This is a genomic window from Mesorhizobium sp. M0239 (assembly GCF_040321815.1).
GTDB lineage: Bacteria > Pseudomonadota > Alphaproteobacteria > Rhizobiales > Rhizobiaceae > Mesorhizobium.
In genome coordinates this window covers 84,309-108,636 of record NZ_JAMYSG010000001.1, presented here as the reverse complement: position 1 = coordinate 108,636, position 24,328 = coordinate 84,309, and the positions used below count along the sequence as shown (strand labels likewise).

General features: G+C 64.6%; 23 protein-coding genes and 1 pseudogene. 13 read left to right on the top strand and 11 right to left on the bottom strand.

The genetic code is table 11. The annotated features are described in order from the left end of the window. Nucleotides 1–10: 10 nt before the first annotated feature. From NKI99_RS00520 to NKI99_RS00490, 7 genes and pseudogenes are all read right to left on the bottom strand, one after another. Nucleotides 11–1,365: pseudogene (locus NKI99_RS00520) on the bottom strand (FAD-binding oxidoreductase). Nucleotides 1,366–1,510: 145 nt separating this feature from the next. Continuing rightward, the gene (locus NKI99_RS00515) at nucleotides 1,511–2,770 is read right to left on the bottom strand and encodes an ABC transporter substrate-binding protein (protein ID WP_127327037.1); all 1,260 of its coding nucleotides are present in this window, start codon (nucleotides 2,768–2,770) and stop codon (nucleotides 1,511–1,513) included. A gap of 48 nt (nucleotides 2,771–2,818) precedes the next feature. Next, on the bottom strand, nucleotides 2,819–3,247 hold the full coding sequence (locus tag NKI99_RS00510) for a DUF4440 domain-containing protein (RefSeq protein ID WP_023808818.1): 429 nt from the start codon (nucleotides 3,245–3,247) through the stop codon (nucleotides 2,819–2,821). Next, nucleotides 3,244–4,299 (bottom strand): aldo/keto reductase, encoded by a 1,056-nt coding sequence (locus NKI99_RS00505; RefSeq protein ID WP_128302375.1) that lies wholly within the window; start codon nucleotides 4,297–4,299, stop codon nucleotides 3,244–3,246. The genes NKI99_RS00510 and NKI99_RS00505 overlap by 4 nt, the downstream gene beginning before the upstream one ends. Then, nucleotides 4,296–4,649, bottom strand: coding sequence for a TIGR04076 family protein (locus NKI99_RS00500; protein ID WP_128302374.1), 354 nt, complete (start codon nucleotides 4,647–4,649; stop codon nucleotides 4,296–4,298). Before NKI99_RS00500 ends, NKI99_RS00505 begins: the two co-directional genes overlap by 4 nt. A 1-nt stretch (nucleotide 4,650) precedes the next feature. Next, on the bottom strand, nucleotides 4,651–5,133 hold the full coding sequence (locus NKI99_RS00495; RefSeq protein ID WP_352609325.1) for a DUF3830 family protein: 483 nt from the start codon (nucleotides 5,131–5,133) through the stop codon (nucleotides 4,651–4,653). Next, entirely contained in the window at nucleotides 5,130–5,864 is a 735-nt protein-coding gene (locus NKI99_RS00490) for a GntR family transcriptional regulator (protein ID WP_127327034.1), read from the bottom strand. Before NKI99_RS00490 ends, NKI99_RS00495 begins: the two co-directional genes overlap by 4 nt. 126 nt (nucleotides 5,865–5,990) lie before the next feature. On the opposite strand from NKI99_RS00490, the gene NKI99_RS00485 reads away from it, so the two are divergent. The 5 genes from NKI99_RS00485 to NKI99_RS00465 are packed head-to-tail and all read left to right on the top strand — an operon-like array spanning nucleotide 5,991 to nucleotide 10,720. Further along, complete coding sequence (locus NKI99_RS00485) at nucleotides 5,991–6,788, top strand: ABC transporter ATP-binding protein (protein WP_352609324.1); 798 nt, start codon at nucleotides 5,991–5,993, stop codon at nucleotides 6,786–6,788. Continuing rightward, on the top strand, nucleotides 6,785–7,534 hold the full coding sequence (locus NKI99_RS00480; RefSeq protein WP_128302371.1) for a branched-chain amino acid ABC transporter ATP-binding protein: 750 nt from the start codon (nucleotides 6,785–6,787) through the stop codon (nucleotides 7,532–7,534). The genes NKI99_RS00485 and NKI99_RS00480 overlap by 4 nt, the downstream gene beginning before the upstream one ends. Then, nucleotides 7,531–8,439, top strand: a complete 909-nt coding sequence (locus NKI99_RS00475) for a branched-chain amino acid ABC transporter permease (protein WP_128302370.1) — start codon at nucleotides 7,531–7,533, stop codon at nucleotides 8,437–8,439. The genes NKI99_RS00480 and NKI99_RS00475 overlap by 4 nt, the downstream gene beginning before the upstream one ends. After that, nucleotides 8,436–9,419 (top strand): branched-chain amino acid ABC transporter permease, encoded by a 984-nt coding sequence (locus NKI99_RS00470; protein WP_352609457.1) that lies wholly within the window; start codon nucleotides 8,436–8,438, stop codon nucleotides 9,417–9,419. The genes NKI99_RS00475 and NKI99_RS00470 overlap by 4 nt, the downstream gene beginning before the upstream one ends. After that, nucleotides 9,416–10,720 carry an NAD(P)/FAD-dependent oxidoreductase gene (locus NKI99_RS00465; RefSeq protein WP_352609323.1) on the top strand — a complete coding sequence of 435 codons (1,305 nt, stop codon included), beginning with the start codon at nucleotides 9,416–9,418 and terminating at the stop codon, nucleotides 10,718–10,720. Before NKI99_RS00470 ends, NKI99_RS00465 begins: the two co-directional genes overlap by 4 nt. Here the strand turns inward: NKI99_RS00465 and NKI99_RS00460 are convergent. From NKI99_RS00460 to NKI99_RS00445, 4 genes are read right to left on the bottom strand one after another with little or no spacing between them, the layout of a single operon-like run. Continuing rightward, nucleotides 10,717–11,385 (bottom strand): GntR family transcriptional regulator, encoded by a 669-nt coding sequence (locus NKI99_RS00460; RefSeq protein ID WP_352554771.1) that lies wholly within the window; start codon nucleotides 11,383–11,385, stop codon nucleotides 10,717–10,719. The genes NKI99_RS00465 and NKI99_RS00460 overlap by 4 nt on opposite strands. 16 nt (nucleotides 11,386–11,401) lie before the next feature. Next, complete coding sequence (locus NKI99_RS00455) at nucleotides 11,402–12,712, bottom strand: aspartate aminotransferase family protein (protein ID WP_352609322.1); 1,311 nt, start codon at nucleotides 12,710–12,712, stop codon at nucleotides 11,402–11,404. Then, entirely contained in the window at nucleotides 12,713–13,771 is a 1,059-nt protein-coding gene (locus NKI99_RS00450; protein WP_352609321.1) for a phosphotransferase, read from the bottom strand. After that, on the bottom strand, nucleotides 13,768–15,063 hold the full coding sequence (locus tag NKI99_RS00445) for an ArgE/DapE family deacylase (RefSeq protein ID WP_352609320.1): 1,296 nt from the start codon (nucleotides 15,061–15,063) through the stop codon (nucleotides 13,768–13,770). The genes NKI99_RS00450 and NKI99_RS00445 overlap by 4 nt, the downstream gene beginning before the upstream one ends. 168 nt (nucleotides 15,064–15,231) lie before the next feature. On the opposite strand from NKI99_RS00445, the gene NKI99_RS00440 reads away from it, so the two are divergent. The 8 genes from NKI99_RS00440 to NKI99_RS00405 all read left to right on the top strand — a co-directional run bounded on the left by NKI99_RS00440 (nucleotide 15,232) and on the right by NKI99_RS00405 (nucleotide 24,322). Further along, nucleotides 15,232–15,933, top strand: a complete 702-nt coding sequence (locus tag NKI99_RS00440; protein ID WP_352609319.1) for a GNAT family N-acetyltransferase — start codon at nucleotides 15,232–15,234, stop codon at nucleotides 15,931–15,933. Next, nucleotides 15,930–18,656, top strand: coding sequence for a winged helix-turn-helix domain-containing protein (locus NKI99_RS00435; RefSeq protein ID WP_128302367.1), 2,727 nt, complete (start codon nucleotides 15,930–15,932; stop codon nucleotides 18,654–18,656). Before NKI99_RS00440 ends, NKI99_RS00435 begins: the two co-directional genes overlap by 4 nt. 82 nt (nucleotides 18,657–18,738) lie before the next feature. After that, on the top strand, nucleotides 18,739–19,860 hold the full coding sequence (locus tag NKI99_RS00430; protein ID WP_023808834.1) for a histone deacetylase-like amidohydrolase: 1,122 nt from the start codon (nucleotides 18,739–18,741) through the stop codon (nucleotides 19,858–19,860). Further along, nucleotides 19,805–20,722: an urea ABC transporter permease subunit UrtB gene (gene urtB / locus NKI99_RS00425; RefSeq protein ID WP_352609318.1), complete on the top strand. Its 918-nt coding sequence runs from the start codon at nucleotides 19,805–19,807 to the stop codon at nucleotides 20,720–20,722. Before NKI99_RS00430 ends, urtB begins: the two co-directional genes overlap by 56 nt. Next, nucleotides 20,719–21,705: a branched-chain amino acid ABC transporter permease gene (locus NKI99_RS00420; RefSeq protein ID WP_023808836.1), complete on the top strand. Its 987-nt coding sequence runs from the start codon at nucleotides 20,719–20,721 to the stop codon at nucleotides 21,703–21,705. Before urtB ends, NKI99_RS00420 begins: the two co-directional genes overlap by 4 nt. Beyond that, nucleotides 21,702–22,406 (top strand): ATP-binding cassette domain-containing protein, encoded by a 705-nt coding sequence (locus NKI99_RS00415; protein ID WP_023808837.1) that lies wholly within the window; start codon nucleotides 21,702–21,704, stop codon nucleotides 22,404–22,406. Before NKI99_RS00420 ends, NKI99_RS00415 begins: the two co-directional genes overlap by 4 nt. 2 nt (nucleotides 22,407–22,408) lie before the next feature. Beyond that, complete coding sequence (locus NKI99_RS00410; RefSeq protein ID WP_023808838.1) at nucleotides 22,409–23,110, top strand: ABC transporter ATP-binding protein; 702 nt, start codon at nucleotides 22,409–22,411, stop codon at nucleotides 23,108–23,110. A 42-nt stretch (nucleotides 23,111–23,152) separates the two neighbouring features. Further along, complete coding sequence (locus tag NKI99_RS00405; protein WP_023808839.1) at nucleotides 23,153–24,322, top strand: substrate-binding protein; 1,170 nt, start codon at nucleotides 23,153–23,155, stop codon at nucleotides 24,320–24,322. Nucleotides 24,323–24,328: the final 6 nt, after the last annotated feature.

Genomic DNA, 24,328 nt, shown 5'->3' with positions numbered 1-24,328 from the left:
CGGGCAATCGTCATCGGGAGAAGGCGGTCGGGTTGAGGTCGAAGACCCGTCCCCGATTGAGGATGTTTCTGGGGTCAAGGGCTGTCTTCAGCCGCCGCATCGTGGCGATCTCGGCGTCGCTGCGGACCAGATGCAGCCACTTCTTCTTGTCGAGGCCGATGCCGTGTTCGGCCGAAACGCCGCCGCCGGCCGCCGCCACGCCGCGATAGACGATGTCATATGCCGCCGCCGCATCGACCGTGCGGACCTGGTAATGCAGATTGCCGTCGCCGAGATGGCCGAAGAAATAGATGTCGGCGCCGGGATCGACGGCGTGGATGGCTGCGTCCGCCTCTTGCAGGAACGCTCCCATGCGGGCCAACGGGATGCTGATGTCGACGCCGATCAAACCCTTGATCGAAAACAGGACGCGATTGGCGTCCTCCCGCACGTCCCACAGAGCGCGAAACTCGCGCGGCGATTGCGAGACCACCACATCGTCGATGACACCGTCTTCGACCAACTGCATCAACACCTCGGCGAAGCGCTCGCCGTCGCGTTCCGGCTGACTGCCCTGGATCTCGGCCAGCAGATAGACGGGCGAGCCTGCCGGCAGCGGCGCCGGCATAGCCATGCTGGCGACCATGAGGTCATAGAGCGGTGCGAAGTTGACCTCATAGGCGGACAGGAGCGGGCCGAGAGCGCGCAGAAAGCGTTCACCTCGGACGCCGGCTTGGGATGCAGCCTGAGCGCGGCGCGGGTGACCACGCCGAGCGTTCCTTCCGTGCCGATAAAGAGCTGACTGAGGTCGTAGCCGGAATTGTCCTTGGGCAAGCCCTTGAGCGAGGTCATCACGCTGCCATCGGCAAGCACGGCTTCCAGTCCCAGAACCTGAGCGCGGTACATGCCGTAACGCAGCACGCGGATGCCGCCGGCATTGGTGGCGATGTTGCCGCCGACCGTCGCGGAGCCGCGTGCGCCGATATCGACGCCGAACATCAGCCCGGCGCTGTCGGCCGCCTCCTGCACCGCCTGCAGCGTCGCGCCCGCTTCGGCGACGATGCTAGCAGCCTGGCGATCCGGAACGGCGAGGTCGGTCATGCGCTCCAACGACAGCACCACCTCGCCCGGCTGCACACGGGCGGCGCCTGCCAGGCTGGTGCGTCCTCCCTGGACGACAACCGGCTGGCTGAGATCGTTGCAAACCGCCAGCGCTGCCGCGACACCTTGTGTGTCGCGCGGGCGCAGCACCGCTTCGGGAAGCGCCCCCAGCTTGCCGTCGGGATCGTCACGATAGCGCTGATCCACCTCCGGACCGGCGAGCACGCCGCCCGCGCCCAGCCGGTCGCCGAGCGCAGAGAGGAGCTGTTGGATTTCAGGCGACATCGGCCGATCCTATCCATGATCGCCTGCCGGTCAAACGCTCGTCCACGCAAAGCGACGTCGTCCGTGCCCGTGGTAATGCAAAACAGGACAATCGTCCGGTATCGACCACGATGGGATCGTGATCGATACCGGAGAATAGGTAGTCTTACTGAAGTTTCGCTTGCAGGGCGTTGACGTCGTCGGTGGTCATTTCACCGTCGGTCGCCACCTTGCCATCGACGATCTTCCACAGCCGGAACGGGCCGGTGATGTCGCCATATTTGTCGAAGGCGACAGGGCCGATGACGCCTTCATAGCGGATCGGCTTGCCGTCCTTGATCAGGCCAAGCGCCTTGGCGAACTCTTCCTTGCCGGCAAAGATCGGCGTGCCGGCCGGATCGACCGCCTTGTACATCGCGTCCTTGATCTTGGCCGGATCCTCCGAACCGGCAATGGCGATGGCGAGGCCAACAATCGCGCCGGCGTCATAGGAACGGTCGGCTGCCGGATTGGTCGGTTCGATGCCGGAGAATTCCTTGTAGTTCTTGGTGAAGTACTCTGTCGAAGCGGTCGGGCTGGTGCCGGACGAGGTGCCGTAGGCTTCCTTCAGATAGTCGGCGCCGACGGACTCGATGAAATCAGGGCTGTTCATGCCGTCATTGAGGAGGAATTTCTGCACGCCGCCCTGCGAGATCCAGGTACGGGCGACCGTTGCACCGTCGACCGGCGTGCTGACGAGATAGAGCCCGTCCGGTTCGCCGGCCATCGCCGCCGTGACTTCGGAGGCATAGCTCGACTGCTTCTCGTTATAGGGCGTGTCGGAGACGATGGTGCCGCCGAGCGCTTTATAGGCACGCGAGAATTCGGCCACCATGTTGACGCCGAAATCGTTGTTGACGTGGATGATCGACAGTTTCTTGAAACCCTTGTCGACGGCGTATTTGGCGGCGGCGACGCCCTGCAGCGCATCCGAGGTGATGGTGCGGAAGAAGATGCCGTTGGTCTTGCCGTCGCGGCCGAGCGCGGTCAGCGTCGGCGAGGACGAAGCCGGCGAGACCTGGACGATCTTGGCTGGCGCGGTGACGGAGGTCAGGATCGGGATCGACACAGACGAGATGATGCCGCCGATGATGACCGGCACCTTCTTGACCTGAACCAGCTGGGTGGCTGCGTCGACCGCTATGTTGCCCTGGCTCTGGCTGTCGCGCGTATCGGTGACGAGATCGCAGCCGCGCACACCGCCGGCTCCGTTGATGTCGCGGAAGGCCATCTCGACCGACTTGGCCCCGGCCTGACCGTATTCGCCGGCCGGGCCGGTCAGTTCCATGACGAGGCCGACGGTGATCTTGCAATCGGCTGCCTGCGCGGCACCCGCCATCGTGACGAGGGCGAGCGCGGTGGTGAGTTGGAGTATCGTCTTTGTCATTGTTGTTCCCCTTTCGTTACTCGACTGTATTTGAATTCTGGAGCCTGTTCAGCGTTCCGGCACCTGCAGCCAGGTCTCATGCAGATGTCGCCATTCGACGCCGTTGGGCGCCGATGAACTGGTGGTGAAGACGGCGCTCGACTGGCGGCGGCTGTGCTTGCCTGCGCGCAGCTGCGCTTCGACATAAAGGACGACGATGGTATCGGCGTCCTGCCAGCCGGGCCGGATGTCCTCGATCGAAATGGCAAAACCGTCGTCGCAAGAGGCGCGGCTTGAGCGGACATGGTCGACGACCGCTTCGCGATCGAGGACCTGCCCGTCCGGCGCCACCATGCTGAGGTCTTTACCCATGGCGCGTTCGAAGCGGCCGAAGTCCACCGTGTTGGCGCGCGCGGCGACGAACCAGTCGACGAAGAAGCGGTGCAGGTCGATGATTTCGGCGCTGGCGCGTGAAAACAGGGAGGGTTCGCCGCTCATTTCTTCCCCGCATTGAGGTTGTAGTGCATGATCGAACCGTGGCGTCCGTGGCGGTCGCGCTCCAGCGTGTAGACGTCGCCCTCCAGGCCCGTGCCTTGCGCGATGACGGCCGCAATCCGCGCCCGGTCCTCGGCGTCAAGCGCCACGTCCATGATTTTCGCATTGGCAATGGCGTGCGCCTGGTTGCGGGCACCGACGATGACAGCCGCCACTTGCGGCTGTTCCAGCACCCAGGCGCTGGCGATGGTGGCAATGTCGACGCCGTGGCGGTCGCCAATGGCTTTCAGTGCCTGAAGCAGGTGCTGGAACAGATCCCAGCCGCCGAAATCATCGATGATCAGCTTGTATTTGACCAGCGAGCGGTTTTCGAGCGGCGTGGCGGGTTCGGCCGCACCGAGCCATTTGTCGCTGAGGAAGCCGCCGGCAACCGAGCCGTAACAGAGGAAGCCGACGCCGTTCTGTTTTGCGAGTGCCGCCAGGCTGTTGCCCGGCCGCTGGTCGAGCACGGAATACTGCAGCTGTTGACTGACAAGCGGGATGCCGGCGGCGAGGATTTCGGTGAGCCGCGGCGTATCGAAATTGGTGGTGCCGAGATTGCGCACCTTGCCTTCCAGCCGAAGCTCGTTGAGCCAGCCCATCGCCTCGACATAGCGAGGCTGCGCATAGTCCCACCAGTGGAACTGGACGAGATCGAGCCGCTCGGCCTTCAGCCGCCGCAATGACTGGTCGACGATGCCCCTGATGTAGTCGCGGCTGATGCTGGCCAGCCGTTCCAGGTCGGGCACCAGCTTGGTGTGCACCTTCATCCGGGCGGCGACGTCGAGGCCGCGCTCGCTGGCCAGCCGCAGGCGCGCCGCGCCGATGAGCTCCTCGACACCGGTGTAGATGTCGGCGCAATCATAGGTCCAGATGCCGGCATCGAAGGTGGCGATCAGATCGGCAACCGCTTGGCTGCGGTCGATGGCGCCGTGGCCGCCGGCCAGCTGCCAGCCGCCGCGAATGACGCGCGAGATGGTGTAGCCGGGGCCGAGTTCGAAGGTCTTGGCGGTCATGTCAGGTCATCCTCCTTCGGCAGCGGCACCGCTGTGGTCTCGGCGTGGCTGAACCGTCGCTTGGCCACCCTGACAATCCGGAGGCGGCTGGCGCAATTGGGATCGGGACAAGCGATCTCGGCGTCCGATGTCATCCAGTCGTTCGGGTGGGTCGGGCGCTGCTTGGCCGCCAGCAGCGGCAAGACGGCGGCGAGCGAATAAATCGAAAAGCCCTGCCCTGCCGGCATCGACAGCATCTCGCCCTTGAGCTCGAAATAGTCACCGGCCCTGGCGCCGCAATAGATCGGCTTGCCCTCCGGGATGACCACCTCGACGCGAAGATCGAACAGCTCGAAACTGTCGTCGGCCATGTCAAGCCTCCACCAGACTGAAGGTGACATCGCAGGCGCCGTTGCGCCGGATGCCGCCGCAAGCGGCGGCGAACTGATCGCGCTCCCCGGCACGCACCTGCGCCACCACGCTGCCGGCCAGCCAGCCGATCGGGAACAGGAGCCGCGCACCCTGGCCGTAATAGAGGCCGATGTCGAAGATCGCATTGGGATTGCCGCCCCACATGCGTGGCGGCACATAGGACAGCACGATGTCGCCCGGCTGCGGGTTCAGCGTTGCGTTCTCGGCCGGCAGCGGTTTTGCATAGGCCTGGTCCTCGAGGTCGGCTGGTGGAACCGGACAGGAAATCTCCGGCCCCGTCCACATCGCGTGGATGCCCGGAACAACGCGTGGCGTGCCGAGATAGGCCAAGAGGAAGGCAGCGTTTTCCGGTGCCTTCTCGGGCAGCAACAATGCGGTGACGGAAAGCTGCGAGCGCGGCTCGGTGATCCTGATGGCGGTCATGTCTGGTCTTTCGCGGCGGCGGCCTGCAGCTTGCTGCGCAGGAAGGTGAAGGGGCGGCTGATGTCGGCGACCAGTGATTCACGCGCGGCCTGCGCATCCTGCGTGGACAGCGCCGTGACGATGCGGCGGTGATACTGGGCGGTGTCGACTTCGCCGGCCTCCGAGAAGGCATAGATAGCGACGCGGATGCAGGGGCCCGATTGCAGCCACAGGCTCTCGATCATCGGGATCAGCACGGCCGAGCCGCAGGAGCGGTAGATCTCGAAATGAAAGCTCTGATTGAGCGTCACTTCGCGATCGACGTCCTTCTTGTGTTTCAGCGCCCGCATCTCGTCCCATTCGCCGAGAATGGTTTCGATGGTGGCGATCTGGCGCGGACCCATGCGGGCGGCGGCCAGCGCGATCGCTTCGCCCTCGATCAGGATGCGGGCACGCAAGAGATCATCGAGGCGTTCCAATGTGATCGGCGGCACACGCACCGAACGGTTGGGCAGCGCCTCCAGCGCCTTTTCCGTGATCAGCCGGCCGAGCGCCTCGCGCACCGGCATGGTCGAAGTGACCAGCGCATCGGCCAGGCCACGGATGGTCAACACCTGGCTCGGCTCGAACAGGCCGCCGATCAAGGCACGGCGCAGTTCGGAGTAGACGCGGTCCTGCACCGTTTCGCGGCCGACCGGCGCAAGTTGGGCCGCGATCGCCTCGTTGTTCTTTTCGATGGCAGCCTTTTGCATGGAATTCCGTTCTTGGCCGGTTTTCGGCTTGCGGATGAAATTAAAGCCGAATAGCGTGATCAAAGCAAGTGTGATCACAAATCATAATCAGAAGGCGGCAACGATCGTCTTCGGCCAGAGGGTTTGATGAGCGAGGCAACCAAACGGCAAGGGGAAACCCGCGCGCCGGTTCTGACGGCAAGAAATGTCGTCAGGCGGTTCGGCGGCCTTGTCGCGGTCAACGATGTCTCGTTTGAAGTCAAAGCGGGAGAAATCCTCGGCCTGATCGGCCCCAACGGCGCCGGCAAGACGACGATGTTCGACCTGCTTGCCGGAAGCATCCTGCCGACCAGCGGTGAAATCCTTCTCAACGGTACGCCAGTCTCGGGCGAAGCCGCACATCTGCGCATCGGACGCGGTCTCGGCCGCACCTTCCAGATACCGCGCCCGCTGCCCAATCTGACGCTGATCGAAAACATCATGCTGGCGGCACAAGGTCAGGCCGGCGAAAAGCTGCTCGCCAATTTCGTGACGCCATGGCGCGTCGCCGCGCAGGAAAGAGCCGCCAGGACAAAGGCGCTCGAACTGCTGGAACTGGTCACCCTCACCCGCCTCGCACATGAGCCGGCGCGCGTGCTTTCCGGCGGCCAGCGCAAGCTCCTCGAACTCGCCCGCGTCATGATGGCCGACCCGGCGATCATCCTGCTCGACGAACCGGCCGCCGGAGTCAACGCGACGCTGCTCGAAGTCATCATCGAACGCATCCGCGACATCAATGCGCGCGGCATCACCTTCCTGCTAATCGAGCACAATATCGACATGGTGACGCGGCTTTGCCATCGCGTCCTCGTCATGGCGAGCGGCCAGCTGCTCAGCGAAGGCACGGCAGAGGAAGTCGCCCGCGACCCACGTGTCATCGAGGCCTATCTCGGAGGCGCGGCATGAGCGAGATCGTCCTCGATGTCCGCGACCTCGAGGCCGGCTACGAGCCCGGCGTGCCGATCGTGCGCGGCGCCTCGATCATCGTCGCCAAGGGTGAGATCGTCGTCGTGCTGGGCCCCAACGGCGCCGGCAAGTCGAGCTTCATCAAGGCAATCGCCGGCCTCGTCCCGATCACCGGCGGCACGGTGTTTCTGGACGGCAAGGACATCACGGCCGCGCCTGCCCACACCATGGTTCGGCTCGGGCTTGCCTTCGTGCCGCAGACCGAAAACATCTTTCCGCTGATGTCGGTCGAGGACAATCTCAAAGTCGCCTGCGGCATCCTCGAACGGCGCGAGATCCCTGGCCGCATCGAGGAGATGTATTCGGCCTTCCCCGATCTCGTGCGCCAGCGTCGCACCGCCGCCGGCAATTTGTCGGGCGGGCAGCGGCAGATGCTGGCCGTCGCGCGCGCGCTGATCGTCCACCCCAAAGTGCTGGTTCTGGACGAGCCGTCGGCCGGCCTGTCGCCGAAATTCGTCTCGATGGTGTTCGAGATGCTGGCCGGCATCCGCAAGTCCGGCGTCACCATCCTTTTGGTCGAGCAGAATGCCAAGGCGGCACTCGCCATCGGCGACCGCGCCTATGTGCTGGTCGAAGGCAAGGACCGGCACGAGGGCATCGCCTCCGAACTATGGAACGATCCGGTGGTCGCCGAACTCTATCTTGGCCAGCGCCCCCGTAAGGCCGACACGGGAGGTGCGGCATGAGCCTGCAATTTGTCGTCGACGGATTGCTGACGGGTTCGATGATCGGCCTCGGCGCCATCGGCGTGACGCTCACCTATTCGATCCTGCGCTTCTCGAACTTTGCCCATGGCGACTTCATGGCCTGGGGAACCTATGCGACGCTGGCCGTCGTCAGCGCCATCGGCGCGACAGTCGGCAAGGTGGCGCCGATCGCACCGTTGTCCTTCGGCTGGCCGCTCATTGTTGCGCTCGCTATCGGCATGGCCTTCACCGCGCTCTTGGCGCTGCTGCTCGACAAGGTGCTGTTTTCGCGGCTTCGCTCGCAAGGCCAGGCGATCATCGTGGTGATGGCGAGCTTCGGCGCCTCGATGGCGCTGAGAAGCTTGCTCGAATTCACTTTCACCTCGCGGCCGACCTATTTCAGCCGGGCAATCCAGATCGCCATGCCGGTCGGCTTCGGCATCCGCATCACGCCCGACCAGATCGCCCTGCTGCTACTGACCGCGGTGCTGGTGCTCGGCGTGCATCTGTTGATGACGCGCACGCAAACCGGCCGCTCGATGCAGGCCCTGAGCCAGAACGCGGCACTGGCCCGCATCGTCGGCATCGATGTCGCCAGCGTGGTGCGCGTCACCTGGGTCATCGGCGGGGCGCTGGCCTGCGTGGCCGGCGTGATGATCGGCATTCTGGTGCAGATCCGCCCGTTCATGGGTTTCGACATGCTGCTGCCGATGTTCGCTGCCGCCATTCTCGGCGGCATCGGCAGCATTCCTGGCGCGGTGCTCGGTGGCTTGATCATCGGGTTCGCCGAAGCCGGTGCAGTACAGCTGATCGGAGCCGAGTGGCGCGCCGCCGTCTCCTTCATCATCCTGATGGCGGTGCTGTTCGTGCGGCCTATCGGCCTGTTTGGTGTGAGGGAACGCTGATGGACCTGCTCGGCTACGGCGCCTTCTTCCTGACCACCGCGCTGATCTTTTCGCTGGTCACGCTGGGGCTCAATCTGCAATGGGGGCTGACCGGCCTGTTCAATGTCGGCCTCGCCGGCTTCGTCGCCATCGGCGCCTATACATCGGCGCTGCTGACCACACCGGACGATGCCGCGCGGCTGGGCGGCTTCGGCCTGCCGATCCTTGTCGGCTGGCTCGGCGCCATGGTTGTCGGCGGCATCGCCGCGGCGCTTACCGGCATGGCGACGCTGCGGCTGAGATCCGACTATCTTGCGATCACCACCTTCGGCGTCGCCGTGGTGGTGCAACTGGTCGCGCTCAACGCGCAGAAGCTGACCGGCGGCCCGTTCGGCATCGGTTTCATCCCGCGCCCCTTCGGCAGCCTTGCCGAGACGCCGCTGCTGTTCAACCTGTCCAACCTCGCGGTCGTATCGGTGGTGACGCTGATCGCCTATCTCGCTTTGGAGCACCTGTCGCGCAGCCCATGGGGGCGGGTTTTGAAGGCGTTGCGCGAGGATGAGCGGGCGGCGATCTCGCTTGGCAAGAGCGCGCGTTTCTATCGCGTCCAGGCCTTTGCCGTGGGCGGCGCCATCATGGCGCTGGCCGGCGCGCTGCAGGCGCATTTCACCGGCTTCATCGCGCCGGACAATTACCTGCCGATCCTCACCTTCCAGGTGTGGGTGATGCTGATCGTCGGCGGCTCTGGCAGCAATCTCGGCGCCGTCATCGGCAGCATCCTGGTGTGGGCGATATGGGCCGGATCGGGCACGTTGACCAGCATCCTGTTCCCGCCGGAACAGCAGGCGCGCGCTGCCGCGCTGCAGATCGCCGCCATCGGTGTCATGCTCTGCGTCATCCTGCTGATCCGGCCCAACGGCCTGTTCGGCGACAGGCCGCGGCGGCCATGGTTCGGCAAGCGGGCGAAGGTGGCTTCGACCCAGAGCAGTTCCGGCTCATGAATGCCGTGATCCGGCAGGAGGCGCGAGGCGCGTCGCTGTGGCATGCCGTCAGCCGCAACCGCCGCGAGCGACCGACGCTGCAAGGCGGGCTCGATGTCGACCTGGCCATGGTCGGCGGCGGCTTTTCCGGCCTTTCAACCGCGCTGCACGCCGCGGGCAAAGGACTTTCCGTCGCCGTTCTCGAAGCCGAAATCATCGCCTGGGGTGCGACCGGCAGGAATGCCGGCTTCGTCGTGCCGAACTTCGCCAAGATGGATCCGGGCGACATATTGGCCCAGCTCGGACCTTCGCGCGGCGAAAGGCTGATCGATTTCGCCGCCGGCAGCGCCGACCTGGTTTTCCGCCTGATCCGGCAGCACGGCATCGACTGCGACGCCGTGCAGAACGGATGGATCCAGCCGGCGCATTCGCCTGCCGCCTTCGAGAAGGTCAAGTCACGTGCCGGGCAATGGGCACAGCTTGGCCGGCCGGCAGTCCCATTGGATCGGCAGGAAGTCGAAGCCCTGACGGGCGTGCCAGGCTATGTCGGCGGCTGGATGGATCGCTCCGGTGGCGTGCTCAATCCGGTCGCCTGTGCGCGCGGGCTCGCCGATGCGGCGGAGAAAGCCGGCGCGAAGATCTTCGAGCAGACGCGCGTCACCTCGGTTGATCGCACAGCCGATGGCTGGATGCTGAAAACGCCGGCGGGATCGGTGCGCGCCGCAAAGGTGCTGATCGCCACCAACGCCTATGGCTGGTCCCTCAATCCATCATTGCAGCGAACCTATTTCCCGCTCAAGGTTTTCCAGATCGCCACGGCGCCGCTGCCGCCCGAAATCCGCGCGCGCCTCTTGCCCGGTGGGCAAGGTGTCGGCGACACCAGGCGCAATCTCTTCACCTTCCGCTTCGACGCCGACAACCGGCTGATCAGCGGCGGCATGCACATCCTTGGCACCGGTGCCGACACGCGCGTACCGCAGACGATCTGGCGAAGGCTTGGCCGACATCTCAATCTGCCCGACCTGCCGCCACTCGCCTATAGCTGGTCGGGAATGGCCGCGGTCGAACCGGATTTCCTGCCGCACCTAATCGACCTCGGCCCAGGCCTGATCGCCGGGCGCGCCTGCAACGGCCGCGGCATCGCCATGACCACGGCGATGGGCAAGGTTTTGGCGGACTGGGCCTCTGGAACCGAGGCCCGCGACCTGTCGCTGCCCTTTGCGCCGCCGGCGCCAATCCCGTTCCATGCCTTGCTGCGGCACGCGCCCAACATGCTGCTCGGCTGGAGCATGCTGCGCGATCGGCTGGACAGGATGAGCTAGGCCGACAGTAGCTTGGCAGCGTCAAGGTTTGCCGACAGCACGGCGGCCGCCATCGCGATGTCCTCTTCTATGAAGACCCGCACAGTGGGGCCGCTGCGTTGCTCCAGTGCGGCGACGATCTTGCGATGCGCGTCGTTGGAGTGCGGGATGTAGCGATCGGCCTGCATCAGCAGCTTGAGATAGGGTCCAACCCGCCCCCAGAGGTCGCGGATCATGTTCAACAGGATCGGCGCGCCGGCCTGCTGGTAGATGGCAAAGTGGAACGCTTCGTTCAGCGTCAGATAGGCCCGAGCGTCACCGGCCTCGATGGCACGCTGCATGCCGGCGAGCGTGGCCTGGATGTCAGCGAGCGCGCTCTCCGTCATCCTGGTCGCTGCCATCTCGCCCGCCAGTCCCTCGACGGCGATGCGGATGCGCGTCAGCTCCTCGAAGGCAGGCGCGGACAGCAACGGCACGATGACCGAGCGGTTGTTCTGCATCTCGAGCAGCCGCTCGGCGACAAGCCTCTGCAGCGCCTCGCGGATCGGTGTCGTCGAGATGCCGAAGGTCTCGGCGAGTTTGCGGATGACCAGCGTCTGCCCGGGGCTGAAGCCACCGGAAATCAATTCCTGCTTGAGCGAGCCATAGGCGCGGTCATTCAGGGTTTGATGTTCGAGCTTCAGCATGCGCGGCCCGCCCCGATCACCAGTTCGACAGGGCGCGATCGAGCGTCTCGGCCAGTTGCTCGGCATTGTCCCTGGCAAAGGGCAGTGGTGGCCTGATCTTCAGCACATTGCCGCGCGGGCCGCAGGACGAGATCAGCACGCCGTCCTCGCGCATGGTTTCGACGACCGCCGATGTCTTGGTGGCGGCCAGCGCCTCGTCACCGTCCGCCGTCAGCTCGACGCCGAAATAGAGGCCGTTGTGCCTGATATCGGCGACCGCGCCATGCCGGCTCTGCAGGGCGCGCAGCAGTTCACTCGTATAGGCGCCGACGTTGCGTGCATTCTCGATCAAACCTTCGCCCTCGATCACCTCAAGCACGGCGAGGCCGACGGCGGCCGCGACGGGATTACCGCCGAAAGTGTTGAAATAACCGGTGTTCGAGCCGAACGAGGCGACAAGCTGCGGCCGCACCAGCACCGCACCCATCGGATGCCCGTCGCCGATCGGCTTGCCCATCGTGACGATGTCCGGCTCGATGTCATAATTGGCGAAGCCCCACATGCCCTGGCCGAGCCGGCCGAAGCCAGACTGGACCTCATCGGCAATGACGATGCCGCCGGCCTTTTTTACATTGTCGGCCGCCTCGCGCATTACCGCCGCATCCGGAAAGAAGATGCCGTCGCTGGAAAAGGCCGAGTCGAGGAGCAGCGCCGCCGGCTGGACATTTCTTGCGCCCATGTCCTCAATGGCTGCTGCGACATTTTTCGCAAAATCATTCGCGGCCCGGCCATGGTCGCGGAACGTGTCCGGCGCTGTCACGGTGCGGTGCTGCGCGAGCACGCCCTTTGCCCCGACCGCCGCCGGCGACAGCTGCGCCGTTGCGATCGTGGCGCCGTGATAGGCGAAGTCGGTGATGATCACCCCGGTGCCGCCGCTGGAATGCTGGGCGATGCGGATGGCGAGGTCGTTGGCCTCGCTGCCGGTGCAGGTGAACATGGCATGGCCGAGATGGGCCGGAACGGTGCCGAGGAGTTTTTCCGCGTAGTCGAGGATGACCTCGCTGAGATAGCGTGTGTGGGTGTTGAGCGTGGCGGCCTGCGCTGACAGCGCCTCGACGACACGCGGATGGCAGTGTCCGACCGAGGCGACGTTGTTGTAGGCGTCGAGGAACTTGCGGCCCTGCGCATCGTAGAGCCACACACCGCTGCCGCGCACAAGATGGATGGGGTTGCGGTAGAAGGCGCGGTAGGTCGGCCCAAGCAGCCTGGCGCGGCGTTCGAGCAGCGCGCGCTCCGATGCAGCCGCGTCGGCATTTGAAGGATATGGCGAGGACTGGGACACGAGCATCTACTCCGGATTGGAATGGTCGAGAAAATAGCGGCGGGCATCGGTGGACGACAGACCATCAAGCTTTTCAAGCGAAGCCCAGACCTCGGTGGCGAGGCGCAGCACGTAGTCGCGTTTGGCCGGGAATCGCTCGGCCTGCCAACTGGCGATGTTGACGATGAGCGCAAGCCGGGCACGGATCAGATCGAAGAGAATGCCGACCTCGTCCTCCTCCAGCGGCTGAACCGATTGATAGCCGGCGACAAAGCGCGCGGCCGGTGCCAGCGGATGGCCTTGTGCCGGCCAGCGATAGACGGCGCCGATGGCGAGGTCGCAGATCAGCGGCGAATGGATCATGTCGCCGAAATCGAGGATGCCGCTGACGATCTCCGGCCGCGAGGCGTCCATCACCACATTGTAGGAGTTCATGTCGTTGTGGACGATCTGGGCGCGCAGTTTCGGGATGACCGGCGCCGCGTGCTGCTCGAAGGAGTCGATCGCACGCTCGACCATCGCCCGCCGGCCGGGATCGGTGATATGCGTCATCATCGGCCGCGTCTCGGCCACCTTGCGGATATCCCAGAGCAGGTCACTGCCGGCGGCCGGATGGAAGAAGCCGCGCAGCGCCCGGCCAAGGCGGGCGAGGAAGATGCCGAGATTGCGATCTTGCGCCTCTGAAGTCGGCGAGTGCGACAGCAGCTGACCGGGCAGATAAGTCACCAGCCGGACGATGCGCGGTGCCGATCCACCAACACTGGCCGTAAATTGCGCTTCGCCCTCAAGGCTTTTGCGCACCGAGGGAACCGGCAAGGTGGGGTCGACTGCAAGGATGTGGTCGAGCGCCTTGTTCTGAAAATCGGTGAAGCCGGCCTCTTCCGCCGGATGGGAGATCTTTAGAACGAACTCACGCTCGCCGTCGGCCTGGATGTGGAAATTGTGGTCGCGTTCGCTAGGCAGCGGACGCGCGGTGCCGGTCAGCCCGTAGTGCCGGCGCAGGATGGCAAGCGCGTCGGTCGTCGAGACATGGGGCGCGTCCTCGGCGAGCGTTTCGCCGAAAGCATCGGGGACGGCTGCATTCATGGCTTGGCCTCGATAGGTTCGAGGCCGCACCAGTCGGCGATGAACAGCGCGATCGTCTGGGTGACCTTGCGCACCGAGTCGAGATCGACGGCCTCGTCATAGCCATGCGGCATGCGGCAGATCGGGCCGTAGACGATCGCCGGCGTGTCAGCATAGAGGCCGAAGAAGCGCGCATCAGTGGTCGCCGAGGTGACGTGCTCCGTCAGCGGCTCGCCCCACACGGCGGTGTGGCTGCGGCGCAGCACGGCTTCCATCTCGTCGGCGCCTTCCAGCACATAGCCCTCGGCCATGAAGCCGTTGTAGGTCATCATCGGTGGGCGATTGGCCAGGAACGGATCGGCACGCGCCGCTTCGGCGATACAGGCCTCAAGCTCGGCCCTGGCGTCCTCGAGCTTCTGGCCGGGATAGGTAGCGACCCGCATCTCGAAGACACATCGCGCCGGAACGCTCGATGTCCATTCGCCGCCTTCGATCTTGCCGAGATTGAAGCGGATCGGGTGCGGGTGATCGTGAAAACGCCTGTCGTCGACCTTGCGCGCGTTCCAGACGATTTCGAGCTGCTTCAGCGCCTGGATGATGACGAACGCCTTTTCGATGGCATTGGCCCCGGCCGAGAATGCACCCGACGCATGCTGCGGATCGCCGTCGACCTCGACCCGGAACCAGATCGGCCCGACCTGCGCCCGCATCAGTCTCGGCTCCAGCGGTTCGGGAATGAAAGCGGCGTCGGCGCGGTAGCCACGCTGCAGGCAGGCGAGCGCGCCATTGCCGGTGCATTCTTCCTCGACCACCGACTGGAGATACACGTTCGCGGCAGGCTGATAGCCAAGGCTGCGCAATGCGGCCAGCGCATAGAGGCAGGCGGACAGGCCGGCCTTCATGTCGCCGGCGCCGCGGCCATGCATCCAGCCGTCCTGGACCACCGGATCGTAGGGATCGCGCACCCAGCGGTCGAGCGGTCCGGTCGGAACGACATCGATATGGCCGTTGAGGATCAGCGAGCGGCCGGTCGCGTTTCGCGGCGTATGCGTGGCAACGACATTGAAGGCGTCGTCATAAGAAACTGCCACGGGTGAAAAACCCGGCAGGTCGCGAATCGCATCGACATCGACGCGCCACATGTCGACGGCATAGCCGTCAGCCTCAAAGGCAGCCGCCATGAACGATTGTGCGGCATGTTCCTCACCACGCTGCGAAGGAAAACGCACGAGGTCTCGCAGAAACGCTACCTGCCGCGCGAAGCCGCCATCGACCGCGCTGAGAATGGCCTCGTCCGCAATCCGCTCAGGCATTATGTTTCACTTTCATCTGAATGGTGTATCATATCTCATATGCCATTTCTGTGAAATGCAAGAGGCATACGCGCCAAACTTTCAGTCCAGGACTTGCCGTTCAATGCTGCCATGGTCTGGGGAGTTGGCATCGGATGCAGCAAGCCGATACTGCTATCTCTGGAAGACATGACGAGGAATGCGTTGATCACCGAAGACACGATGCCGGCCGAAATCACCGATCTCGCCATTGGCTACCATCGCCTGCCGGCGGGCAAGCTTGCCAATGCGGTGACGTGGATGGAGGCGCGCTCGCCGCAGCCCGATCTCGCGCACCCCTTGGCCATGACACGGATCACGCCCACCGACTGCGCTTCCTACCGGGCGATTTTCCTAGAGATCGGCGCGCCCTGGCTTTGGGACCGTGTTTCCGAAATGTCCGATGCCGAAATCACCGAGCATTTCGCCGACCCGCGCCAGCATCTCTACTACGGCCATGACGAGACCGGCGCGCATCTCGGTATGGTCGAATTCTTCGTCGCCGACAGCAGCGAGATCGAGATCACCTATTTTGGCCTGTTCCCGTCCCTGACCGGCAGGGGTTTCGGCAAACGGCTGATGGCCGGGGCACTGGACCTCGCATGGCGTCTCAACCCGAGCCGCATCTGGCTGCATACAAGCAGCTTCGATCATCACAGTGTCATCGGGTTCTACAGTGCCTGCGGGTTCGTCCCCTTCGCGACCGGATTTGAGATCATCGACGATCCCCGGATCAAGGGAACCTTGCCGCGCGATGCCGCACCGCAGATTCCGCTGATCGAAACGGAGTGGAGCAATGGCAAGGGAGCCGCGCTTTCCCGGAAAAGCGGCAGGTTGCACGGACCTAGATGAGAACAGCTCCGCAATCCGTCAGCCAAGCGTCGCCGCACCATCGCCGATGGGTGCGCCGCGAGACCATCCTGTCGACGCTGGAGCGCCACATCGACACGCGGATCGTGCTGTTCGCCGCGCCCGCCGGCTTCGGCAAATCGACGACAATGGCGCAATGGGCCACGGAGGTCGCGCGCCACGGTCGGCTGACCGCATGGCTATCCTGCGAGGCAACCGACAATGACGAGGGCGCCTTCCTGTCGCATCTGGTGGGCGCGCTCCGCCATCTCGTCCAGAGCCCAGCGGAACTCGACCTTGCCTTCCAGTCCAGCCCGATCCCCCAGCTCGATGTTATGCTCGCGGCACTGGTCACGGGCCTTGCAGCGCGCGAAGCTGACATCACGCTGTTCTTCGACGACTACCACGCTGTCGAGGCGACGGCGGTGAAGCGGTTCATGGAGCGCCTGACCCGGCAGGCGCCGGCAAACGTCGCCTTCGTCATCGGCTCGCGCAGCCTGCCCGATCTGCAACTCGGCAAGCTCAGGGTGCTGGGCGACATCTTCGAAATCGGCCCCGACGATCTGCGTTTCGCCTCGTCCGAGGCCGAGGCTTTCTTCAACGAGAAGCTGGGCCTGAGCGTCAGCAGCGGCACAGTGGAGACCTTGTGCTCGCGTACCGAAGGATGGGCCGCCGGCCTGCAGCTCGCCTCGCTCTCGCTGAGTGCCGCACACGCACCCGAAACCGTCATCGGCAATTTTACCGGCGCCAACCGCAACGTCGCCGACTTCCTGATGGGCGAAGTGTTTCTGGAGCTGCCGCCGGCAATCGCAAAATTCCTGCTCTACAGTTCGATCTTCGAACGCTTCAGCGCCGAAGCCTGCCGGGCGGTGATGCGCGCGGCGGATGCCGAGGCGGCGATTACCGAGATCGAGACGCGCAACCTGTTCCTGGTGCCGCTCGATGAAGAGCGACGCTGGTTCCGCTACCATCATCTGTTCCGCGATTTCCTCAGCCGCGAAATGGAACGGCGCGAACCGGAGATGATCGCGCCGCTGCATCTGGCGGCCGCCGAATGGTTCGGCGAACGCAAGATGCTGACCGAGGCGATCGGGTACGCGCTGGCCGCCGGCGACCAGGCACGCGCGGCGGTATTCGTCGAAAACAACGCGCTCGACCTCATCGCCCAGTGCCAGCTTCTCTACGTGCGCCAGCTGCTCGCGCTGCTGCCTAGGAAACTGATCGACCAGCGCATCCGGCTGCAACTGGTGGTGCTTTGGCTGGCGGTGCACAGCAGCCAACCCGAGATTGCCCAGCAGACGCTGAGCAATGCGCGCAAGCTGGTCGAGACCGGACCGACTGACAGCAATGACCCAGGCACCATGACCGGCACAACGATCGAGGCCGAACTGGTGGTTCTCGCCGCTGCCGTCCACAGCACGCTGGAGCAGTTCGATCAGGCGCGCGACACAGCACTTGCGGCCCTGCGCGTCATCTCACCCGATGCCTGGTTCATGGAAGGCGCGACCGCCAATGTCATCGGCTACAACCTCTATGCGCTGGGTGACCTCGAAGGTGCCCGCGCCGCGATCGATGCGGCGCGACGGGCGCATGAGCGAAGCGGCAGCCTGCTCGGCGTCACCATTGCCAATTGCTACATGGCCGTTGTCGAGCGTTCGGCGGGCCGCTTGCCCGCCGCCGAGCGGCTGCTGCGCAACGCCATCATCGAGGCCAGGGCGCGGATCGGTGCTAATTCCTATGCCGAGGCCTTGGCCGGAACGCTGCTAGCCGAGCTCGCCTACGAGACCAATGCGTCGGGCGAAGCGCTGACCCTGGTCGAGAATCTCGGCCCGCAGATCGAGGGCGCGGCGGTCATCGTCTATCCCCTTGCCAGCGTGCCGACCTATGCCCGTGTGCTGCAGCTGACCGGTCGCACCGAAGCCGCACTGGACATGCTGGAGCGCGTCTATCAACGCGTGCGCGGCACGGTGTATCGCCGCCTGGCATCGATGATCATGCATGACCGCGTACGTGTGCTGCTCGACCAGAACCGCAATGCCGAGGCGCGCGCGCTGCTGGCCGAGCATCGCGGCGAAGAGACCGAGACTTCGACGGTCATCACCACCGCAAACGAGTTCGAGTTCTTTGCCGAGGGCCGTTTGCTGACGGCGGAAAAATCCTATGCCAATGCAGCGGGGGTTTTCGACGCGCTTCTGGAGCGCACGAGAACCAGCGGGCGCATGCGTCGCCATATATTGGCGCTGATCCTGCGAGCCAAAGCGGCCAGCGCTGCCCACGACCAACGCGAGGCAGACCGCAATCTCCTCGATGCGTTGCGTCTCGCCCAACCTTCCGGCTTCATCCGTTCCTTCGTCGACGAGGGAAGGTCTGTCGTCGAAGGGTTGATGCGGCTGCGTGCTGCCCAGGCGAAGACCGACCCCGCGCTGTCAGCCTATGCCACGCGCATCATCGATGCAGCGCAGGCGATGCCCGTGGCGGCGCGCAAGCTGGCCGCACCAGCCGCTGAGAAGGAACAGCTCACCCAGCGCGAGGCCGAACTGCTGCGCTATCTCACTGAGGGCATGTCCAATCGCGATATCGCCTTGGCGCTGTCGGTGAGCGAAACCACGGTGAAATGGCACCTGAAGAACATTTTCGGCAAGCTTGCGGTATCCAACCGGGTGCAGGCGGTGCGCGCCGCGCAAGGGTCAGCAGGCGCCTATACCCCTCCGAAAGGAGGGGCATAGATACAGGCGCAGCCCCTCTTTCGGGTCGGGCCACATGATCGTTAGCCTGCTAGCGTCACCTGGTTTTTAGAGGACGCTGCGAATGGCGACAGGCTACGTTTTTCACGAACAGCTGATGTGGCATGACACCGGCTCCAGCGCCGACATGATGCCTCCCGGCCGTTTCGTGGAACCCGGCCGCCATCTGGAATCCCCTGGCTCGAAGCGGCGGCTGAACAACCTCATCCAGGTCAGCGGCCTGTCGCGCCATCTCGTCCCGATTATCCCCGAGCCGGTCTCGGTCGAGGACCTGTTGCGCGTCCACACGCAACGTCACGTTGACGACATCAGGATGCTCAGCGAGCGCGGCTCCGGTTTCGCCGGGCCGCAGGCGCCAATCGGCCTCAACAGCTTCGACATCGCGCTGCTGTCTGCCGGCACCACCTATGCCGCGATGCGCGCCGTGCTGACCGGACGCGTCGACAATGCCTATGCGCTGGCGCGGCCGCCGGGGCACCATGCCGAGCCTGATCAGGCGATGGGCAACTGCCTGTTCTCCAACATCGGCGTCGCTGTCCGCCGGCTGCAGCATGAAGGCCTGCTTGGCCGCGCCGCAGTGGTCGACTGGGATGTGCACCACGGCAACGGCACCGAGACGGTGTTCTATTCCGACCCGTCGGTGCTGACCATTTCCTTGCATCAGGACAATCTCTACCCGACCGGGCGCGGTGCGCTGGCCGACAACGGCAAAGATGCCGGCGAAGGCTACAACATAAACATACCGCTGCCGGCGGGCAGCGGCACCGGCGCCTATGAAGCGACTTTCGACCGTGTCGTCGCGCCGGCGCTGCGTGCCTACAGACCGGACCTCGTCATCGTCGCGTCCGGCTTCGATGCGTCCGGCTTTGATCCGCTCGGCCGCATGATGCTCAACAGCGAATGCTTCAGGCGGCTCGCCGCGCGCATGGTGGCGCTGGCCGCCGAAACTTCGCAAGGGCGCCTGATGATGACCCATGAGGGCGGCTACTCCGAGGGCTATGTGCCGTTCTGCGGCCATGCCGTCATCGAGACTCTGGCCAACCATCGCACCGAAGTGGTCGACCCGTTGTCGGAGCATATCGACGAATGGGCGGGGCAGGATCTGCAGTCGCATCAGGCCGCGGCGATCGATGCCGCCGAAGGCCTGCTCGCCGGCCTGCGCCAACGTCTCGCCAGTGCGGCCTGACGCGATGGATTTTCTCATCACCACGCTGCTCAATGCGCTGACGCTGATCAGTATCCTGATTCTGGTCGGGCTCGGGCTGGCGATCAGCTTCGGGCTGATGAACGTGACCAATTTGGCGCATGGCGAGTTCGTCACCGTCGGCGCTTTCGCGGTTTATTTCGTCCAGAGCGTGGGCGGCTCGTTCTGGCTGGGCCTGGCGGCGGCGCCCGTTGCCGGCGCGGTGGTCGGCTGTATCCTCGAGTTCGCCATCATCCGCCATCTCTATTCCAGGCCGGTCTCGACCGTGCTTGCCACCTGGGGCGTCAGCCTGATCCTGCAGCAAGGGCTGGAACTGATCTTCGGGCTCGGCGCCAAGCCGGTGACGCCGCCGATCGAGGGCACGCTCGATCTTTTCTTTACCGTCTATCCGGCCTACCGGCTGATCCTGATCGGCATTGCCATGCTGACCTTGCTCGGCGTCATCCTGTTGATCAGCCGGACGCCCTTCGGTCTCGACATCCGCACCGTCATCCAGAACCGCGAGATGGCCGAAGGCGTCGGCATCAATACCCGGCGCACCTACGCCATCGCCTTCACCTTCGGCGCGGCAATCGCCGGCCTTGCCGGCGGACTGGTCGCACCGCTGGCAATCGTGCTGCCGCAGATGGGGGTGAACTATCTCGCCAACGCCTTCTTCGTCGTCATCGTCGGTGGTGTCGGCTCGATCGGCGGCCTTGTCGCCGGCAGCGTCTTCGTCGGCGGACTGACCAGCATCCTCAATTATCAGATTTCGCCGTCGCTGGCGCAGGCGATCGTGCTGCTGGCTGCCATCGTCGCTGTCCGTCTGCGGCCCAACGGCCTGTTCAACGGAGCGTCGCGATGATCGCCCGCGACCGCAACTGGCTGATGATCTTTGCCGTCTGCGTGGCGCTCGCGATCATCTATCCGTTCTTTGCCGGCGGCTATCAGTTGACGGTGATCCGCGACGCGCTGATCTTCGGCCTGTTCGCGGCGAGCCTCGACTTCTTCTGGGGCCGCACCGGAATCCTGTGTTTCGGCCACGCCGCCTTCTTCGGCATCGGCGGCTACATCATGGCGCTGGTTACGCTCAATGATGCCATCCCCTTCGGAAGCCTGCTTGGCATCATCGGTGCGGTGGCGGGTGCGGCCTTCGTCGCCGCCATCATCGGCTACTTCCTGTTCTTCGGCGGCATTCGTGGCAGCTATTTCACCATCGTCACGCTGGCCATGGGCGTCATCTGCCAGCAGGCCGCGGTTTCCTGGAGTTCGGTCACCGGCGGCGACAGCGGCCTGATCGGCATTCCGCCGATCGAGTTCGATCTTGGCGGCCTGCATGTCGATCTGAGCCAGGATCTGCCCTCCTATATCTTCGTCTCGGCTATCGTCGCCGTGACGGTGCTGGCGCTGTGGTCGATCAGCCGCGGCCGCTGGGGCACGGTGCTGACCGCAATCCAGGACAATGAAGTCCGGGCGGCCGCGCTCGGCCACAATGCGCCGTTGCGGCTGCTCGTTACTTTCGTCTTGTCGGCGGCGATCGCCGGACTTGCCGGCGCGCTCTATGTCTGCATGGCAGGACTGGTGGCGCCCGACCTGTCCGGACTGCTCCTGTCGACGGAGGTGATCGTCTGGGTGGCGGTCGGCGGGCGCGGCACGCTGCTTGGGCCAGTACTGGGCGCCATCTTCATTCAGCGCGCGCAGCAGACGATCAGCAGCTTCAACCCGAGCCTGTGGCCCCTTCTGCTCGGCTGTGTCTTCGTCATCATCGTCTTCGTCCTGCCGGATGGCATCCTGTCGATCTACGCGCGGCTGAAAGGCCTGTTCAAGGGCGGGAGGCGCGCGCAATGAGCGACATCCTGCTGCAGGCCGAGAACGTCGGTATCCGCTTTGGCGGGCTGCAGGCGCTGGAGGCTCTGAACCTCACGGTGCGCGACAAGGAACTCTGCTGCATCATCGGGCCGAACGGCGCTGGCAAGAGCACCTTCCTCAACGTGCTGACCGGCACGCTGCGTCCGACCAGCGGCAGCGTGCGCTTCCTCGGCCACGACATAGCCGGCTTGCCGCTGCATCGCATCGCCCGGCTCGGCATTGCCCGCAAGTTCCAGATCCCCTCTGTCTTCCCGAGCCTCTCGGTGGAGGATAATCTCAAGGTCGCGCGCTGGGGGGCGCCTTCGCCTGCGCGCCCGGTTGGCGAACTCTTGGAGCTGGTCGCACTGACCAACCGCGCCGCCACGTTGGCCGGCGAACTCGCGCATGGCCAGAAGCAATGGCTGGAGATCGGCATGGCGTTGGCGATAGAGCCGCGCCTGCTGTTGCTCGATGAACCCACTGCCGGCATGACGCCGCAGGAGACGCTGGCGACGGCGCAGATGCTGCTGCGACTCAAAGGTGAATTCTCGATCGTTGCCGTCGAGCACGACATCCGCTTCGTGCGGGCGCTGAACTGCGAGACGTTGGTGCTGCATCAGGGACGCCGGCTGCGCAGCGGTCCTTTCCATGACATCGAGACCGACGAGATGGTCCGCGATGTCTATCTGGGGAGGCGCTGATCATGCTGCGAACAATGGCGGTGTCGGCCGGCTACGGTCTGCTCCCCGTGCTGAACGGCATCGACCTCAGCGTCGCGCTGGGCGAAGTCGTGGGCTTGCTCGGCCGTAACGGCGCAGGCAAGACAACGCTGCTGCGCGTCATCTCCGGCGGCTTGCGGGCAAGCGGCGGGGCGGTGGTTCTCGGAGACAAGGATCTCACCAACGCGCCGGCTTTCCGCCGTGCGCGCGCAGGCATCGCGCATGTGCCGCAGGGGCGCGGGATCTTTAACCAGCTGACGGTGCGGCAAAACCTGGAGGTCGGCACCCGCGCTGCCAAGGACCGTGGCGACGGCGGCATTCCGGCCGACATCTTCGGCTATTTTCCAATCCTGCGCGAACGCGAAGCGCAGGTCGCCGGCACGCTTTCGGGCGGCCAGCAGCAAATGCTGGCGATCGGCCGCGCGCTCTGCGGCCTGCCCTCGGTGCTGCTGCTCGACGAGCCCTCGGAAGGCATCCAGCCGAACATCGTGCAGTCGATCGCCGAACTGGTGCCGCGCATCGCCCGCGAGCGCGGCATCGCGATCATTCTTGTCGAGCAGAATCTCGATCTCGTTCTCAAGGCATCGGACCGCTGCCTGGTGATGGAGAAGGGCAGGATCGTCCACGAAGGTGCGCCTGAGACCTTCGCCGACGAGACCCTGCTGAAGGACCTGTTGGCTTTGTAAGGCGTGCATGGGGCGCGCCTGGGACTGGAAGGGAACACAACAATGATAAGCAGAAGAACTGTCTTGAAATCGGGCGGCGCTGCCGCCGCCTTCGCCATAGTCGGCGCGCCGTCGATCCTGCGCGCCGCCGACACCGTCAAGGTCGGCCTGTCGATCCCGATCACCGGACTGCAGGCGATCCTCGGCGAGACGTTGCTCAATTGCTACAAGCTCGCCGCCGCCGAACTCAACGCCGCCAACGGCATTGGCGGGCGCCAGGTCGAACTCATCATCGAGGACAACCAGACCACGACCAAGGGCTCCATCGACAAGGCGCGCAAGCTCATCAACGAAGACAAGGTCGACGTGATCATGGGCACGATCATTTCGCCTGAGCGCAGCGCCACGCTGTCGGTCACCTCGAAGGCCAAGAAGCTGTTCTTCTACCCGACCAATTTCGAAGGCGGCGAATGCAACCGCTACTTCGTCGCCACCGGCCCGATCCCGATGCAGCAGGTCGACCCGATGATGCCATGGGTGGCAGAGAACCTCGGCAAGACGATCTATGTCATGGCTTCGGACTATGCCTGGCCGCAGAAGATGACCGAGGCGATCACGGCGGCCTATGAGAAGGCCGGCGGCAAGATCATCGGCGCCGATTACTATCCGTTCGGGACCACAGATTTCGGCCCGGCCTTCCAGAAGATCAAGTCGCTGAAGCCCGATGTCGTCTGGTCGATGGTGGTCGGCAACGACGCCGTCACCCAGCTCAAGCAGTATCGCAGCTTCGACATCAAGCAGCCGCTGATCGCCCCGCTCGACGAGGTCTTCAACAAGGACGCGCTGCCGCCCGGCGTTGCGGCCGGCACCTATGCGCCGCAGCCCTACTGGATGGCGCTGGACAATCCGGTCAACAAAAAGTTCATCTCCAGCTTCCGTGAGAAATTCGGCCAGGAGAAGATGGTCAACGGCATCGGGGAGGCCGGCTACAACGGCCTGCATCTCTACGCGCTGGCCGCGGAGAAGGCGGGATCGCTGAAGGACGACGATGTATTGGCCGCGCTGCCGTCGATCGAGTTCGACGCACCGCAAGGCAAGATCCGCGTCGACGCCACCAACAACCACACACTCTGCCATTCCTATGTAGGCAAGGCGGCGGCCGACGGCATCGGCTACGAGATCGCTAAGGATTTCGGCACCATCGCGCCGGTAACGCCTTACTGCAAGGTGTAGGGTCTT

Excerpts from the sequence above, each read along its gene's own strand:
- NKI99_RS00410 (WP_023808838.1), top strand. The coding sequence starts at position 22,409 with ATGCTGCGAACAATGGCGGTGTCGGCCGGCTACGGTCTGCTCCCCGTG.
- NKI99_RS00465 (WP_352609323.1), top strand. The coding sequence starts at position 9,416 with ATGAATGCCGTGATCCGGCAGGAGGCGCGAGGCGCGTCGCTGTGGCAT.
- NKI99_RS00430 (WP_023808834.1), top strand. The coding sequence starts at position 18,739 with ATGGCGACAGGCTACGTTTTTCACGAACAGCTGATGTGGCATGACACC.
- NKI99_RS00440 (WP_352609319.1), top strand. The coding sequence starts at position 15,232 with ATGACGAGGAATGCGTTGATCACCGAAGACACGATGCCGGCCGAAATC.
- NKI99_RS00515 (WP_127327037.1), bottom strand. The coding sequence starts at position 2,770 with ATGACAAAGACGATACTCCAACTCACCACCGCGCTCGCCCTCGTCACG.
- NKI99_RS00420 (WP_023808836.1), top strand. The coding sequence starts at position 20,719 with ATGATCGCCCGCGACCGCAACTGGCTGATGATCTTTGCCGTCTGCGTG.
- NKI99_RS00500 (WP_128302374.1), bottom strand. The coding sequence starts at position 4,649 with ATGGCCGACGACAGTTTCGAGCTGTTCGATCTTCGCGTCGAGGTGGTC.
- NKI99_RS00405 (WP_023808839.1), top strand. The coding sequence starts at position 23,153 with ATGATAAGCAGAAGAACTGTCTTGAAATCGGGCGGCGCTGCCGCCGCC.
- NKI99_RS00510 (WP_023808818.1), bottom strand. The coding sequence starts at position 3,247 with ATGAGCGGCGAACCCTCCCTGTTTTCACGCGCCAGCGCCGAAATCATC.
- NKI99_RS00495 (WP_352609325.1), bottom strand. The coding sequence starts at position 5,133 with ATGACCGCCATCAGGATCACCGAGCCGCGCTCGCAGCTTTCCGTCACC.
- NKI99_RS00485 (WP_352609324.1), top strand. The coding sequence starts at position 5,991 with ATGAGCGAGGCAACCAAACGGCAAGGGGAAACCCGCGCGCCGGTTCTG.
- urtB (WP_352609318.1), top strand. The coding sequence starts at position 19,805 with ATGCCGCCGAAGGCCTGCTCGCCGGCCTGCGCCAACGTCTCGCCAGTG.
- NKI99_RS00505 (WP_128302375.1), bottom strand. The coding sequence starts at position 4,299 with ATGACCGCCAAGACCTTCGAACTCGGCCCCGGCTACACCATCTCGCGC.
- NKI99_RS00450 (WP_352609321.1), bottom strand. The coding sequence starts at position 13,771 with ATGAATGCAGCCGTCCCCGATGCTTTCGGCGAAACGCTCGCCGAGGAC.
- NKI99_RS00490 (WP_127327034.1), bottom strand. The coding sequence starts at position 5,864 with ATGCAAAAGGCTGCCATCGAAAAGAACAACGAGGCGATCGCGGCCCAA.
- NKI99_RS00460 (WP_352554771.1), bottom strand. The coding sequence starts at position 11,385 with ATGCTGAAGCTCGAACATCAAACCCTGAATGACCGCGCCTATGGCTCG.
- NKI99_RS00445 (WP_352609320.1), bottom strand. The coding sequence starts at position 15,063 with ATGCCTGAGCGGATTGCGGACGAGGCCATTCTCAGCGCGGTCGATGGC.
- NKI99_RS00475 (WP_128302370.1), top strand. The coding sequence starts at position 7,531 with ATGAGCCTGCAATTTGTCGTCGACGGATTGCTGACGGGTTCGATGATC.
- NKI99_RS00415 (WP_023808837.1), top strand. The coding sequence starts at position 21,702 with ATGAGCGACATCCTGCTGCAGGCCGAGAACGTCGGTATCCGCTTTGGC.
- NKI99_RS00480 (WP_128302371.1), top strand. The coding sequence starts at position 6,785 with ATGAGCGAGATCGTCCTCGATGTCCGCGACCTCGAGGCCGGCTACGAG.
- NKI99_RS00435 (WP_128302367.1), top strand. The coding sequence starts at position 15,930 with ATGAGAACAGCTCCGCAATCCGTCAGCCAAGCGTCGCCGCACCATCGC.
- NKI99_RS00455 (WP_352609322.1), bottom strand. The coding sequence starts at position 12,712 with ATGCTCGTGTCCCAGTCCTCGCCATATCCTTCAAATGCCGACGCGGCT.